Annotated in this window: 15 protein-coding genes; 5 read left to right on the top strand and 10 right to left on the bottom strand. The window is 69.9% G+C overall.

The window, feature by feature from the left end:
* Positions 1 to 262: 262 nt before the first annotated feature.
* Together Q0833_RS02130 and Q0833_RS02125 are read right to left on the bottom strand one after the other, a co-directional pair.
* The gene (locus Q0833_RS02130) at positions 263 to 1198 is read right to left on the bottom strand and encodes an aspartate carbamoyltransferase catalytic subunit (protein WP_298429782.1); all 936 of its coding nucleotides are present in this window, start codon (positions 1196 to 1198) and stop codon (positions 263 to 265) included.
* 431 nt (positions 1199 to 1629) lie between these two features.
* Positions 1630 to 2049, bottom strand: coding sequence for a metallophosphoesterase (locus Q0833_RS02125; RefSeq protein ID WP_298429780.1), 420 nt, complete (start codon positions 2047 to 2049; stop codon positions 1630 to 1632).
* 18 nt (positions 2050 to 2067) lie between these two features.
* On the opposite strand from Q0833_RS02125, the gene Q0833_RS02120 reads away from it, so the two are divergent.
* From Q0833_RS02120 to Q0833_RS02100, 5 genes are all read left to right on the top strand, one after another.
* The gene (locus tag Q0833_RS02120; RefSeq protein ID WP_298429778.1) at positions 2068 to 2853 is read left to right on the top strand and encodes a uracil-DNA glycosylase; all 786 of its coding nucleotides are present in this window, start codon (positions 2068 to 2070) and stop codon (positions 2851 to 2853) included.
* An 89-nt stretch (positions 2854 to 2942) separates the two neighbouring features.
* Positions 2943 to 3761 (top strand): glutathione-dependent disulfide-bond oxidoreductase, encoded by an 819-nt coding sequence (yghU, locus tag Q0833_RS02115; protein WP_298429777.1) that lies wholly within the window; start codon positions 2943 to 2945, stop codon positions 3759 to 3761.
* Between the two features lie 88 nt (positions 3762 to 3849).
* On the top strand, positions 3850 to 4380 hold the full coding sequence (gene moaB / locus Q0833_RS02110) for a molybdenum cofactor biosynthesis protein B (RefSeq protein WP_298429775.1): 531 nt from the start codon (positions 3850 to 3852) through the stop codon (positions 4378 to 4380).
* A gap of 74 nt (positions 4381 to 4454) precedes the next feature.
* Positions 4455 to 5903: an HlyD family efflux transporter periplasmic adaptor subunit gene (locus Q0833_RS02105; protein ID WP_298429773.1), complete on the top strand. Its 1449-nt coding sequence runs from the start codon at positions 4455 to 4457 to the stop codon at positions 5901 to 5903.
* Positions 5903 to 9511, top strand: a complete 3609-nt coding sequence (locus Q0833_RS02100) for an efflux RND transporter permease subunit (RefSeq protein WP_298429771.1) — start codon at positions 5903 to 5905, stop codon at positions 9509 to 9511. Before Q0833_RS02105 ends, Q0833_RS02100 begins: the two co-directional genes overlap by 1 nt.
* Here Q0833_RS02100 and nusB read toward each other — a convergent pair.
* The 8 genes from nusB to Q0833_RS02060 all read right to left on the bottom strand — a co-directional run bounded on the left by nusB (position 9508) and on the right by Q0833_RS02060 (position 14526).
* On the bottom strand, positions 9508 to 9990 hold the full coding sequence (nusB, locus tag Q0833_RS02095) for a transcription antitermination factor NusB (RefSeq protein WP_298429769.1): 483 nt from the start codon (positions 9988 to 9990) through the stop codon (positions 9508 to 9510). The two genes, Q0833_RS02100 and nusB, sit on opposite strands and share 4 nt — an antisense overlap.
* Before the next feature lie 276 nt (positions 9991 to 10266).
* Positions 10267 to 10809, bottom strand: a complete 543-nt coding sequence (locus tag Q0833_RS02090; RefSeq protein ID WP_298429767.1) for a 6,7-dimethyl-8-ribityllumazine synthase — start codon at positions 10807 to 10809, stop codon at positions 10267 to 10269.
* 3 nt (positions 10810 to 10812) lie between these two features.
* Positions 10813 to 11931 (bottom strand): 3,4-dihydroxy-2-butanone-4-phosphate synthase, encoded by a 1119-nt coding sequence (gene ribB, locus Q0833_RS02085; protein WP_298429765.1) that lies wholly within the window; start codon positions 11929 to 11931, stop codon positions 10813 to 10815.
* A gap of 63 nt (positions 11932 to 11994) precedes the next feature.
* On the bottom strand, positions 11995 to 12756 hold the full coding sequence (locus tag Q0833_RS02080; protein ID WP_298429763.1) for an SDR family oxidoreductase: 762 nt from the start codon (positions 12754 to 12756) through the stop codon (positions 11995 to 11997).
* Between the two features lie 58 nt (positions 12757 to 12814).
* A complete protein-coding gene (locus Q0833_RS02075; protein WP_298429761.1) occupies positions 12815 to 13357 on the bottom strand; it encodes a hypothetical protein in 543 nt (180 codons plus the stop codon).
* Positions 13358 to 13401: 44 nt separating this feature from the next.
* Positions 13402 to 13644, bottom strand: coding sequence for a YdcH family protein (locus tag Q0833_RS02070; protein ID WP_298429759.1), 243 nt, complete (start codon positions 13642 to 13644; stop codon positions 13402 to 13404).
* A 73-nt stretch (positions 13645 to 13717) separates the two neighbouring features.
* Positions 13718 to 13930 (bottom strand): hypothetical protein, encoded by a 213-nt coding sequence (locus Q0833_RS02065; protein ID WP_298429758.1) that lies wholly within the window; start codon positions 13928 to 13930, stop codon positions 13718 to 13720.
* Positions 13927 to 14526, bottom strand: coding sequence for a riboflavin synthase (locus tag Q0833_RS02060; protein ID WP_298429756.1), 600 nt, complete (start codon positions 14524 to 14526; stop codon positions 13927 to 13929). The genes Q0833_RS02065 and Q0833_RS02060 overlap by 4 nt, the downstream gene beginning before the upstream one ends.
* Positions 14527 to 14578: the final 52 nt, after the last annotated feature.

Here is a 14578-nt window from a genome sequence, read left to right as displayed (position 1 = left end):
AAACCGAGCAGTGGGCGATGTCTCGCCGTCAGTGTCCCGCTCGGCCCGGTTGACGAAGTGAACGCCGCAGCTGGGCCAGTCGATCATGGGGATCGCCTCGGCATCGGGGGCGATCCGCGTCGGCTCCGGGGCCAACCAGCGGGTCACCGCGTAGGCCCCCCGGTCGGTCAGCGCGTAGCGGATGCGCCGGGGGCCGAGCGATGAACGAGGCGTGAAGCGTTCCGCTCGTCCGCGTCAAGACAGGGCGCGGCCCTCCGGCGAGCTATCCGGTCTGCGCCCGCAGGTTCGCCGCCAGAAGGTCCATCGCGGCCATGCGGACGGCGACGCCCATCTCGACCTGCTCCTGGATGACCGAGCGGTTGATGTCGTCGGCCAGCGTCCCGTCGATCTCGACGCCGCGGTTCATGGGCCCCGGATGCATGACAATCGCGTCGGGCTTGGCATGGGCCAGCTTGGCCGCGTCGAGACCGTAGCGATGGTAGTACTCGCGCTCGGACGGGATGAAGCCGCCATCCATCCGCTCGCGCTGGAGGCGGAGCATCATCACAACATCCGCATCGGCCAGGCCCTCGGCCATGTCGTCGGTGACCTCGACGCCGAGTTCGGACACCTCCGCCGGCATCAGCGTGGGCGGGCCGACAAGGCGGACGCGGTTCTCCATCTTGCCCAGCAGAAGCAGATTCGAACGTGCGACGCGGCTGTGCGCGATGTCGCCGCAGATGGCCACCGTCAGACGGTGCAGACGGCCCTTGGCGCGGCGGATGGTCAGCGCGTCGAGCAGGGCCTGCGTCGGATGCTCGTGCCGCCCGTCGCCCGCGTTGAGGACGGCGCAGTTCACCTTCTCGGCCAGAAGGTTGACCGCGCCCGAATGAGGATGGCGCACCACGAGGATGTCCGGGCGCATGGCGTTCAGCGTCAGCGCGGTGTCGATCAGCGTCTCGCCCTTGGTCAGGCTCGAGGCCTGCATCGCCATATTCATCACGTCCGCCCCGAGCCGCTTGCCCGCGATCTCGAAGCTCGCCTGCGTGCGTGTGGAGTTCTCGAAGAACATGTTGATCTGCGTCAGCCCCGCCAGCGCGTCGCCATGCTTGGTTCCGGCCCGCGTCGCCTCGGCGTAGTGGTCGGCGCGGTCGAGCAGCGTGGTGATCTCGACCGGGTGCAGCGGCTCGATCCCGAGGAGGTGGCGTTGGGTGAACATGACCGCGCTTGTGCGGCGCGGGACGGCGGCGATCAAGCCCCGCCTGCGATGCGGCCCGTCGCGAGCGCCCGGCCCATTCTGGCCGCCCGGCCGCCTGGGCCAACGCGATCATCCGCGTCGCATCGTAGTGAACGTGATGGACCGACGTCCGCCAGCCTTCCGGCCCGCGCCGGATCTCGGCCCAGGCGGCGGCGGGTGTGCCGGTCTCGACGGCGTGGGGGACGGGCATGTCGTCGGTATAGGCCGGGCAGCCGACGCTGCCGGGATTGAGAACGATCGTCCCGTCCGGCAGGTCGACGCGACGCGGCAGATGCGTATGACCGCAGAGCACGAGCGAGGCCTCCTGCCCAGCGACCAGTTGCGCGACCTCGCCCGCCGGGCGCGGTGCGACGACGCCCGCGCGATCGACCCGCTCGGGCAGGTAGATCTCGTCATCCTCGGGCGTGCCGTGGCAGGCGAGGATTCCGGGCGCCACGGACAGAGTGGCCGGCAGCGCGCGCAGCCAAGGCGAGATCGGCCTCGGTCAGCTCGGCATGGGCGTGGGCGTCGGACGCGCCCATCGCCGCCGGATCCAGGGTCGTGAGATAGCGGTCATGATTGCCGCGGATCGCCTGCATCGGGCGGGTCCGCAGCAAGGCCATCGTCTCGGCGGCGGCGAGCGGGCCGCTGGCGTGGTCGCCGAGGTTCACGATCCGCGCGATCCCGCGCCTGTCGATCTCGGCCAGGACGGCCGTCAGGGCATCCACGTTGCCGTGGATATCGGCGATGACGGCCAAGTGATCCATGCCGCCCATGGTGCAGCGATCGGCGGCGGGCGCAAGGCGGCGGGCACCCTTCCGGCGCGCCGCCATCCGCGCTAGGGGTGCGTCATGCTCGACGATCTCGATCCCCTGACCGCGCGCGCCATGCTGGAATGGCAGCTCGAGATGGGCTGCGACGAGGCCATCGGGGAGATGCCGCTGAACCGCTACGCCCTGCCCGAGCGGATGCCGCCCGCCGCATCCGCCGCCGCAGCGTCCGACGCCACCGCCGCACCGAGGGTCGCGCCCGCCGCCTCCGATCCCGTGGCGGAGGCCGAGCGCATGGCGGCCGAGGCAGGTGACCTGGCCGCACTTCAGGCCGCGCTGGCAGCCTATCCGTGGTGCGACCTGCGGCTTGGCGCGCGCAACCTCGTCTTCTCCGACGGCGACCCCGCGGCGCGCGTGATGATCGTGGGCGAGGCACCGGGCCGTGAGGAGGATCGCGCGGGGCGCCCCTTCGTCGGACAGGCGGGGCAGCTTCTGGACCGGATGTTGGCCGCCATCGGCATGTCGCGCGACAGCGAGGCAGGCGACGCGGTCTATATAACCAACGTCCTCCCCTGGCGGCCGCCGTCGAACCGCGACCCCGAGCCCGAGGAGACGGCGATGATGCTGCCCTTCGTGCGGCGTCACATCGCGTTGGCCGACCCCGAGATCCTCGTGCTGATGGGAAACCATGCCTGCGACGCGCTGCTGGGGCGCAAGGGCATCACGCGAATGCGCGGGCACTGGGCCGAGGCCGAGGGGCGACCGGCGCTCCCGATGCTGCACCCGGCCTATCTCCTGCGCCAGCCGGCCGCCAAGCGGGACGCCTGGGCCGATCTTCTGTCGCTCGCGGCGCGGCTGCGCGGCTGACCTCCCCCGCGCGGCGCGGGCGGCTGCGCATTGACCCCGGCGGCGCGGTGCTACCTGTTACGGGCCACGTCTACGACCGAGGATCACCGATGACCTACTCGCCCCCCGCCGTCTGGGAAAATACCGTCTCCGGCGGCAAGTTCGCCAACATCAACAGCCCCACGGCCGGCGCGCGGCACGACAAGGACCTGCCCGTCGGCGAGCACCCGCTGCAGCTCTATTCGCTGGCGACCCCCAATGGCGTGAAGGTGACGGTGCTTCTGGAGGAGCTTCTGGAGGCCGGGCACGATTGCGAATACGACGCCTGGCTCATCGACATCTCGGAGGGTGACCAGTTCTCGACGGGCTTCGTGGACGTGAACCCGAACTCGAAGATTCCCGCGCTGTTCGACCGCACCAAGGGCGCCAATGTCCGCGTCTTCGAGAGTGCCGCGATCATGCTTCACCTCGCCGAACGGCACCGCGCGTTCCTGGGCGAGTCGCGCCCCGAGATGCTGTCTTGGCTGTTCTGGCAGATGGGCTCGGCCCCGTTCCTCGGCGGCGGCTTCGGCCATTTCTACGCCTACGCGCCCGAAAAGCTGCAATATCCGATCGACCGCTACGCGATGGAGGCCAAGCGCCAGCTCGACGTGCTCGACCAGCATCTCGAGGATAACGAGTGGATGGCGGGCAACTATTCCATCGCCGACATGGCCATCTGGGCCTGGTACGGCCAGCTTTGCCTCGGGCGGCTCTACGAGGCGGCCGAGTTCCTGGCGGTTCACGAATACGAGCACGTCATGGAATGGGCCAAGCGGATCGACGCGCGGCCCGCCGTGCGCCGGGGCCGAATGGTGAACCGGACCTTCGGCGACGACGAGAGCCTGAAGCTGCCCGAGCGCCATTCGGCGAAGGACTTCGACCGTTGATCCGACGGATCGCCGCATCGGGGATGCGGCGACCGGGCGGGGGGCCAGCCCCCCGCACCCCCCGGCATATTTGAGGAACATCGAAGACATGACCGAGCGCGCGTTCCTGCCCTGCCGCATCTCCGTCCTGACGGTGTCCGACACGCGGACGCCCGAGGACGACCGGTCGGGCGACACCCTGGTCGCGCGGCTGGAGGCCGCCGGGCACGTGTTGGCCGATCGCGCGATCTGTCCCGACGACCGGGTGGCCATCGGCGAGCATCTGAACCGCTGGTGCGGCGAAGACGGGGTCGATGTCGTGATCTCGACCGGGGGCACGGGCCTGACAGGGCGCGATGTCACGGTCGAGGCGCATCGCGACGTCTACGAGAAGGAGATCGACGCCTTCGCCACGATGTTCACCATTGTCAGCGTGAAGAAGATCGGGACGAGCGCGGTGCAGTCACGCGCCTGCGCGGGGGTGGCGCAGGGGACGTATCTCTTCGCACTGCCCGGCTCGCCCTCGGCCTGTCGGGACGCCTGGGACGAGATCCTCGTCCACCAGCTCGACTACCGGCACATGCCCTGCAACTTCGTCGAGATCATGCCGCGTCTCGACGAGCACCTGCGACGGAAGTGACGCGCGCCTGCGTGTGACTTTGGATAACGCAGCGGTCGCATTATCTATAAAGCGGTACGGAACCCGGAGATGACATGCGCTTTCTCGGTCGCAGCCTGACCGCCCTCTTCCTCGCCGCGCTGACGGTGGGCCTTTTGGGCTGGGCGGCACAGATCACGCTGTCGGCGCTCGAGGACCGCGCCGCGCGCGACGGGGATGGCCCGCCAGCCCGCGAGCGCGTGCTGGCCGCCAATGTCGTCACCGCCGAGGCCCGGCGCATCGTCCCGACGCTGACCGCCTTCGGCGAGGTCCGCGCCCGCCGGGTGCTGGAGCTGCGCGCCCCGGTCGGGGGGCGCGTCGTGGCGCTTGCCGAGGGCTTCGAGGAGGGCGGCACGGTCGAGGCCGGGCAGGACCTTCTGCAGATCGACCCGAGTGCGGCCGAGGCCGACCTCTCCGTGGCCCGCGCCGATCTCGGCGGGGCCGAGGCCGAGCTGCGCGACGCGCGCCGGGGCCTGGAGCTCGCGCGGGCCGAGCTGGCCGGGGCCGAGGCGCAGCGCGACCTGCAGCGCCAGGCCGTGGGACGGCAGGCCGACCTGTCGCAACGCGGCGTCGGCTCGACGGCCGCCGTCGAGGCCGCGGAGCTGGCGCTTTCGGCGGCCGAACAGACGATCCTGTCGCGCCAAGGCGCCATCGCGCAGGCCGAGACCCGGATCGACGCCGCGAGCCTCTCGGTCGAGCGCGGCCGGATCGCGGTGGCCCAGGCCGAGCGCGACCTAGACGACCGCTCGCTCCGGGCGGAATTCGCGGGCCAGCTCTCGGACGTGTCGGTGCTGCGCGGCGGGCTGGTAAACCCCAACGAGCAGGTCGCGACGCTGATAGATCCCTCCGAGCTGGAGGTGGCGTTCCGTCTTTCTGCCGCACAGCACGCGCGGCTCCTTTCGGAAACCGGCGCCCTGGTCGGAGCGCCCGTACGCGCGGTGCTCGACGTGCAGGGCCTGCTGTTGGAGGCCGCGGGCACCATCACGCGCGAGAGCCCGGCCGTCGGCGAAGGACAGACCGGGCGACTGGTCTTTGCGCGCCTGACCGGGGCCGAGGGTTTTCGGCCCGGCGATTTCGTCCGGGTCGAGGTCGAGGAGCCGGCGCTGGCCGACGCGGTCCTTCTGCCGTCGACGGCGCTGTCGGCCCAGGGCACCGTGCTGGTGCTCGGCGCGGAGGACCGGCTGGAGACAGTCGACGTCACGCTCCTGCGGCGGCAGGGCGACGACGTGCTGGTCCGCGGCGAGATCGACGGGCGCGAGGTCGTGGCCGAACGCGGCCCGGCGCTGGGCGCGGGCATCCGCGTCCGGCCGCTGCGCGACGGCGCCCCGCCCGAACCCGACGAGATGGTGACGCTCGACGATGAGACCCGCAGCCGCCTCAAGGCCGTGGTCGAGGCCAACACCCGCCTGCCCGACCCGGTGAAGGCCCGGATGCTCGCGCGGCTGGACGAGGCCGAAGTGCCCGCCGAGATGGTCCAGCGTCTCGAAGCGCGGTCGGGCGGCTGATGCGCATCCTCGGCTACTTCACGCGCCACAGGACGGCGGCGAACCTCCTCCTGGTGCTGATGCTGGCCGCGGGCGCCTTGGCCCTGCCGAATATGCGCGCACAATTCTTTCCCGACGTGGTCGTGGACGACGTGGATGTCACGGTGGTCTGGGACGGGGCCGGGGCCGAGGATGTCGACCTGGGGATCGTGCAGGTACTGGAGCCCGCGCTCCTCGCCGTCGAGGGCGTGACCGACAGCCGTGCCACCAGCCGCGAGGGCCGGGCCTCGGTGACGCTGGAATTCGAGCCTGGCCGCGACATGGCGAATGCAGCGGCGGACGTGCAGGCGGCGGTGGACGCGCTGACGACGCTGCCCGACGGGGCCGAGGACGCCGATGTCCGTCAGGGCGGCTGGACCGACCGAGTCACGGACGTGATCCTGACCGGACCCGTAGGCGTCGATCAGCTGGCGCGGCTGACGGATGCGTTCACGACCCGGCTCTTTGCGGCGGGGGTCACGCGGACAACCATTCGGGGCGTCGCCGCGCCCGAGATCGTCGTCGAGGTGCCGACCGTGGCGCTCCTGCGCTACGACGTGACCCTTTCGCAGATCGCGGAGGCTATCGCCGCCCAGAGCCGGGCCGATCCCGCGGGCGATGTCTCGGGGGCGAACGCAAGGGTGCGCACCGGCACCGACCGCCGCGATCCCGCCCAGATCGAGGACGTGGTGATCCGGCGCGACGCCGACGGCACCGCGCTGACCGTGGGCGATGTGGGGCGCGTGACCTCCGAGGGGGTGGACCGCGACCGGGCATATTTCGTCGGCGACGACCCGGCCATCAGCCTGCGCGTGGACCGCAGCGCCGAGGGCGACGCCATCGCGCTGCAACGGCAGGTGGAGGAGGTCGCCGCCGAAATCGTCGCGGCCGCGCCCGACGGCGTGCGCATCGACCTCATCCGCACGCGGACCGAGGCGATCACCGGGCGGATCGATATCCTCGTGGACAACGCCGTGCTCGGGCTGGGGCTCGTGGTGATCCTGCTCTTCCTGTTCCTCAACGCGCGCACGGCCTTCTGGGTCGCCGCGGGCATACCGGTCGCGATGTTCTCGGCCATCGCGCTGATGTGGCTGGCCGGGTTGACGATCAACATGGTGTCGCTCTTCGCGCTGATCATCACGCTGGGGATCGTGGTCGACGACGCGATCGTGGTGGGCGAACACGCCGATTTCCGCGCCCGACGGCTGGGTGAAAACCCGGAGACGGCGGCCGAGAACGCGGCCCGCCGGATGTTCACACCGGTCTTTTCGGCCACGCTGACGACGGTGATCGCGTTCTTCGGCCTCGTCGCCATCGGCGGCCGCTTCGGATCGCTGATCGCGGATATCCCGTTCACGGTGATTGTCGTGCTGATCGCGTCGCTGATCGAGTGCTTCCTGATCCTGCCGCATCACATGGCCGGCGCGCTGAAGCATCGCGAGCCGAAGGGCTTCGACCGGACGCGGGCGACCGTGGGGGCCGTCGCACTGACCGTGTTCATCGTGGCGGCGGTGACCCTCCTTTGGGTGACGGCGCTCTTCGTGGCCTGGCGGCTGGGGCTGAGCGAGGCGGGGCCGCGCCTCACGCCCGTCGGTCTGGCGCTGCCGCTGGCGGCGGGCGGTGCGCTGGCCTTCGCACGGCTGACGGGGCTGATCGGCGACCGGCAGGCGCTCTGGTCGCGGCTGTCGCGGCACGGGATCGACATCGTCTCGACCACCGTCAATTCGGGCTTCGAATGGGTGCGCGAGCGGGTGTTTCGCCCCCTCGTCCGCCTCGCCATCCATGCCCGCTACCCGGTCGCGGCGGCCGCGATCGTGCTCCTGTCCACGCAAGCGGCGCTCTTCATGCGGGGCGACGTTCAATGGCGCTTCTTCAACGCCCCCGAGCGCGGCTCGGTCACGGGCAATTTCGCGATGGCCGACAACGCCACCCGCGCCGACACCATCGCGCAGATGCGCGAATTACAGCGCGCCGCAACCGATCTTGGCGCGGCCTATGCGGAGCGCTACGGCGTCGACCCGCTTGCCTATGTCATCGCCGAGATCGGCGGCAATACCGGCCGCCCGCTGGCATCGGCGGACGAGAAGGACGCCGATCAGCTCGGTGCGATCTCGATCGAACTGATCGACGCGGATCTGCGCCCCTATTCCAGCTTCCAGTTCGTCGGCGAGTTGCAGGAGACGGCGCGGCAGCTTCCGCTCACCGAGGAAATCAGCTTTCGCGGCTGGCGGTCCGGGCCTGGCGGCGATGCGCTCGGCGTGAATTTCTTCGGCGCCGATTCCGCCTCGCTCAAGGCCGCAGCCGAGGACCTGAAGATTGCGATGGCCCGCTTCCCCGAAGTATCGGGGCTTGAGGACACGCTGCCTTATGACAAGGACGAACTGATCCTCGAATTGACGCCGCAGGGCGAGGCGCTGGGTTTCGATATCGACGCGCTGGGCCGCGTGCTGCGCGACCGATTGGGCGGGATCGAGGCCGCGACCTTCCCCGATGGGCCGCGCACCGGCGCGATCCGCGTCGAGCTGCCCGAGGGCGAGATCCGGGCCGACTTCCTCGACGAGCTGCGCCTCGCGGCCCCGTCGGGCGGCGGCGCCGTCGCGCTGGCCGATATCGTCACGGTCGCGACGCGCTCGGGCTTCGCGTCCGTGAACCGCGAAAACGGCGTCCAGTTCGTCGGCGTGGCGGGCGAGCTGAACCAGGACGACGCCGCGCGCGCCGCCGAGATCAGCAGCATCATGACCGAGGAGATCCTGCCCGAGATCGCGTCGCTCCGGCAGGTCGAATGGCGTGTCTCGGGGCTGGCCGAGCAGGAAAATCAATTCCTGACCGACGCGACCGTTGGCCTCGTGTCCTGTCTTCTGGGCATCTATCTGGTGCTGGCCTGGATCTTCTCGTCCTGGACGCGACCGGGCGTGATCATGGCCGTCATCCCCTTCGGTCTGATCGGTGCGGTCTGGGGGCACTGGTTCTGGGACGTGCCGTTGTCGATGTTCTCGATCGTGGGGCTGATCGGGATGACCGGGATCATCATCAACGATTCGATCGTGCTGGTGACGACCGTGGACGAATACGCGCAGGACCGCGCGATCCGGCCCGCCATCGTCGACGCGGTCTGCGACCGGCTGCGGCCCGTGCTCCTGACGACGCTGACGACGGTATTGGGCCTGGCACCCCTTCTCTATGAGACGTCCAGCCAAGCGCAGTTCCTGCGACCGACGGTCATCACGCTGGCCTACGGGCTGGGCTTCGGAATGGTGCTCGTGCTGGTGCTCGTCCCGGCCATCCTGGCCATGGGCCACGACGCCGCGCGGATGGGCACGGCGCTGCGCCGCATGGCCCGGCTGCCCGCGCGCCGCAGGGGCCGGGGCGTCGGCCTTCTGGGATTGGCGCTGGGGACGGCGATCATCGGCTGGGGCGTGGCGACGCTGGGCTGGATGCTGGTGACGGGGGCGACGGCGGTGCCCCTGCCGGTCGAGGGCGTGCCGGAGGCGCTGGCGCTCTTCCTTGCCGGCGTGGCCGCGCTTCTGGTGGCGACTTGGGGGCTGACGGCGACGGTGCTTGCCGCGCGTCGCGCGCGTCGGCCCGCCTAGAACGCCTCGGGCCGCGCCTCGCGCGCCATGTGGTCGAGCACGGCGTTCACGAAGCCGGCTTCCTTGCCCTCGGGAAAGAACGCGCGTGCGACTTCGACGAATTCGTTGATCACGACCTTGGGCGGCGTCTGCGTCACCAGAAGCTCGCCGCCTGCGGCCCGGAAGACCGCCCGAAGCGTCGGGTCGATCCGCCCGAGCGGCCACTTGGCCACGAGAGCGCGGTCGGTGAGCTGGTCGATCCGGTTCTGCTCCGCGACCGCGGCTTCGAGCAGCGCGCGGAAGAGATCGACATCGCCTTCCGAGAAGGCGCCCTCGTCGGTGACCATGCCGAAGCGATGATCCTCGAACTCGACCCGCACGGAGTCGAGTGTCTGCGCCATCGCCTCCATTTGAAACAGCGCCTGCACCGCGTAGAGGCGGGCGGCGGATTTCATGCGGCGGCGAAGCGCCCGTCGGTCGTCGGCGGAGGTGTTCGGCATGGCGGCGACCTATGGCCCGCCGCGGGGCGGGTCAAGCGAGAGCGTGGGCCCGCGCCGCGTTCGGTTTGCGCGGCCGCCCAAGCACCTTTCCTTCGTACGAAGGAAAGGAGAGATTATTCGTACGAATAATCTTCAGGAACTGTTCGGCGCATCGGGTCGGCCGGCGCGCGCACGATCGGGCGCGGCGTCCGCATCCGGCGCCACATGCTCGTCCGCAGGGAACGTCTTCCCGCGCATCGGACTAGCAGCGAGATCTTTCGAAATCGCAAACGCCGCTCAGGCGACCGTCGGACCCTTGCGCGCCGCATCGTGCTGGAAGCTGCCGGGCCGGAAGCCGATGCCCTTCGTCTCCGTCGTCAGTACGCGCTGCAGATGGACCAGGTGCAACGCCGCCGCCGCCGCGCCGCCGGCCGTGTCCAGCCGGTCCGCGTCCGCCCGCTCCTCGGCCTGTTCCATGTTCTCGACGGTGATGATCCCGTTGCCGATGCAGGCCCCGGCCAGCCCGAGCGTCGCGATGGCCCGCGCGCTCTCGTTCACGACCACGTCGTAATGCGACGTCCGCCCCCGAATCACGCAGCCAAGCGCCACGTAGCCGTCGAAATCCGCCTGCCGATGCGCGATCCCGATGGCAGTCGGGAGCTCCAGCGAGCCGGGCACCTCAATCGTTTGATGCGTGGCTCCGGCTCGTTCGATAACGGCGCGGGCGGAAACCAGCTGCGCCGCCGAGATCGCGCCGTAGTAGGGCGCGATAACGATCAGGATCTTCGGCGCCTCGTCGAATTTGGGCAGGTCGAGCACGTTGTCGGAATGTCCGGCCATCGCTCAGGCCTCCTTGGGGATGGCGCGCGTGCCGGTGATCGTCAGGCCGTAGGCATCGAGCCCCACGACCTTCGGCGTGCCCGAATTGGTGACCAGCTCCATCTCGTGGATGCCGAGGGCCGCGAGAATCTGCGCCCCCAGCCCGTATTGCCGGAGCTTCTGCGGGCTGACGCCGCCGGGATCGAGCTTCATCTCGGTGTCACGCAACAGGACGACGACGCCGCGCCCCTCCTCGGCGATGACCTGCATCGCACCGGCCAGGTCGCTGTCGCCGATGCCCAGCGCATCCTCCATGGGGTTCATCGCGTGCATGCGCACCAGCACGGGGGCCTGCGCGATGTCGCCCTTGGTCAGGACGATATGTTCCGAACCCTGCGTTTCGTCGGTGAAGACGCGCATCAGCCACTCGCCGCCGATCCGCGACGTGACCGGGTGACTCGCCGTCTGGTTGACGAGGTTGTCGTGGCGGCGCCGGTAGGAGATGAGGTCGCTGATCGTCCCGATCTTCAGACCGTGCAACTGCGCGAAGGCGATGAGGTCGGGCAGCCGGGCCATCGACCCGTCATCCTTCATGATCTCGCAGATCACGCCGGTCGGGTTCAGCCCGGCCAGCCGCGCGATGTCGCAGGCGGCTTCCGTATGGCCCGCCCGCACAAGCACGCCGCCGTCGCGGGCGCGCAGCGGAAAGACATGGCCCGGCGTCGCAATATCCTGCGGCCCCTTGGAGGCGTCGATGGCAACGCTGACGGTGCGGGCGCGGTCATGGGCCGAGATGCCGGTCGACACGCCTTCGCGGGCCTCGATGGACACGGTGAAGGCCGTCTCGTGGCGCGAGGAGTTCTGCGACGCCATCAGCGGCAGGCCCAGCGCGTCGATCCTCTCACCCGGCAGCGTCAGGCAGATCAGGCCGCGCCCGTGGGTCGCCATGAAGTTGATCGCGTCCGGCGTGGCCATCTGAGCGGGGATCACGAGGTCGCCCTCGTTCTCGCGATCCTCGTGATCCACGAGGATGAACATCCGGCCGTTGCGCGCATCCTCGAGGATGTCCTCGATGGCCGAGATCACGTCGGAATTCTCGCGCTCCACCGGGCCGGGCGCCTCGAAGGGAATGGGGTCTGCCATGGGGCACCTCCTGTCGGATGGCTTCCTAGCGGGCGGCGCGCACGGGGGCCAGTGCGCCTGCGCTCATTTGCTCTGCATCCGGCGCGCCATCTTCAGGACCTGACGCCGCGGCAGCAGCCCCAGAAGCCGGGTCGCGACCTTGAGCTGGCCTTCGTTGATAGCGACGAGCTTGCCCTTCATCATCGCGTCGTACCCGACCTTGGCGACGGCATCGGGCGTGCTGCCGCCCTTGGTCAATGCGGTGCCCTCCAGATCGGCGCGGGCGGCGAAATCCGTCGCAACGTAGCCCGGCGCGAGGACGGTCACGGTGACTCCGTCCTTGCGCATCTCCTCGTCCAAGGCCTGGCTGAAGCTGTTCACGAAGGCCTTCGACGCGAAATACGTCGCCTGGAGCGGTCCGGGGAGCATGCCCGCGGTCGAGCCGACATTCAGGATCCGCCCCTGCCCCCGCGCAACCATGCGCGTCCCGATGGCGTGGCAGAGCGTCATCACGGCGACGATATTCACGTCGACCATGTTGAGGTCATCCGCCAGCGGGCGCTCCACGAACCGTCCGCGCCCGCCGAAGCCCGCGTTGTTGATGAGGATGTCGATCTCCTGACCCTCGGTCGCGGCGAGGATGGTGGCGAGCCCCTCCTGCGTGCCGATATCGGCGGCGACCGGCGTCACGTTGACCCCGTGCGCGTCTTTCAGTTCGCGGGCGAGCGTCTCGAGTTCCGGCAGGCGGCGGGCGGTCACGATGAGGTCGCCGCCGCGCTTGGCATGAAGGGTCGCAAGCGCGCGGCCGATGCCGCCCGAGGCGCCGGTGATCAGGGCAAGGGTCATGTCGGTCTCCGTCTGGGTCCCCTGGGATATTGGACCGAACGGTTCGCGTTGAAAGGCGTCAGCCGAAATATCGCGCGGCGGGAAGATAGCCCGCAGCGCGTGCCGCGGTGCACCATTCGCGCTCGAATGCCGTGTCGCCGACCATGAGGACGGCGTCCGACGGCAGCTTCCGGTCGGCCAGCACGGCGCGCAGATGCCGCCGCATCGCACCCCAACTGTCGGTGAAGCGCGGTGCCGGCGCGGCCCAGTCGAGCGGGTCCGGCGTCGCGGCAGCAAGCGGCGCATGCACCAGCACGCCGCGCGACGCGGCCACCTCCGAGAGTTTCGCCGCCCGCGCGGTCTCGAGTTCGGCGCGGCGGATCATGCCGAGTGCGTTTGACGAGAAGAGGAGCGCCACGATGTCCCGCCCGGTGGCCGCCCGGACGCTGGCATAGGTGCCGTAATCGAGCCCGAGTGCGGCGGCCCGCCGGACGCGCAGGCGCACGACCTCGACCGGCAGGACGTTTCCCATCACGGCGCTGCGCGCGCGGCGCCATTGATGGAGGCGGCCGCGATAGCCCGCGGCGTCCGTGCCGGAATTATGCCCGATGCCATACGTCACGCGCCAAGGGATGCGCGATCCGCGCGCAACGGGCAAGACGCGCGTCAGGCTGCGTCGCGCAGGATGGCCGCGATCTCATCCTTGAGCGTCAGCCGCTGGCGTCGGAGCTCCAGCATATGGACGTCGGAGCACGGCTCGACATTGGTTTCGGCGCGGTGAATCTCGCGGTTGAGCACGTGGTAGCGCTCGGCCAGCTTGGCGAAATGCGGCGCCTCGGCCTTCAGGCGGGTGATGGTTTGGGCCTGATCGGGAAATTCCTCGGTCAGTTCGTGGGGCACATGGGACATAGGGCGGGCTCCGTTGCCGGGTTCGGGTCGCGGGCACCCTGACCCGCGACGGCGCGCGCCACCTTGATCCGGGTCAATCCAGGGCGAGCCAGCCGACGGAGCGGCAGGCGTCGGCACGGGCGCGGGCCGCGTCGGCGAAGCCCATCCGGGGCGGGTGCAGGCGGCGCCAGCCATGGGCATCCTCGGGATCGCGGCGGCATTCGACCCAGCCCGCGCCGTCCCCGGTCACGAGGATATCGACGCAGCGGTCGCCGGTCGCATCCTCGATCGACGACTGGACCGTCACCCCGCCTCGGCCAGCCGCGCGACATAGCGCGCCAGCGTGTCGATCTCGAGGTTCACGCGGTCGCCAGGGGCGGCGGTGCCCCAGGTCGTGACCTCCTGCGTGTGCGGGATCAGGTTGACACCGAATTCGACGCCCTCGACCTCGTTGACGGTCAGGGACGTCCCGTTCAGCGCCACCGAGCCCTTGGGCGCGATGAAGCGCGCGAGCGCGGGCGGGGCGGCGAAGCGGTAGCGGATGCTGTCGCCCTCGGGCACGACCGACAGGATCTCGGCCACGCCGTCGACATGGCCCGAGACGATATGCCCGCCCAGCTCGTCACCGACCCGAAGACTGCGCTCGAGATTGACGCGCGTTCCCTCGTCCCAGACCCCGAGCGCGGTTTTCGACAGGCTCTCGCCCGAGACATCGACGTCGAACCAATGCCCGTCCGCGTCCGTGCCGCGATCCACCACGGTCAGGCAGCAGCCGTCGCAGGCGATGGATGCGCCCATGTCGATGCCCGCCGCGTCGTAGGCGGTGCCGATCCGCACCCTGAGGTCGCCGCGCCGATCCAGCGCGCGGATCGTTCCGATATCGGTGATAATGCCCGTGAACATGGTGCCTCCGTCGCTCGGACGTGACGTAAAGCCAGTGCGCATTGGCCACAAG

Origin of the sequence: uncultured Jannaschia sp. (assembly GCF_947503795.1) — a bacterium.
Taxonomy (GTDB): domain Bacteria; phylum Pseudomonadota; class Alphaproteobacteria; order Rhodobacterales; family Rhodobacteraceae; genus Jannaschia.
Note: the sequence above shows the minus strand (reverse complement) of the source record. Positions and strands in the feature narration are given on the sequence as shown.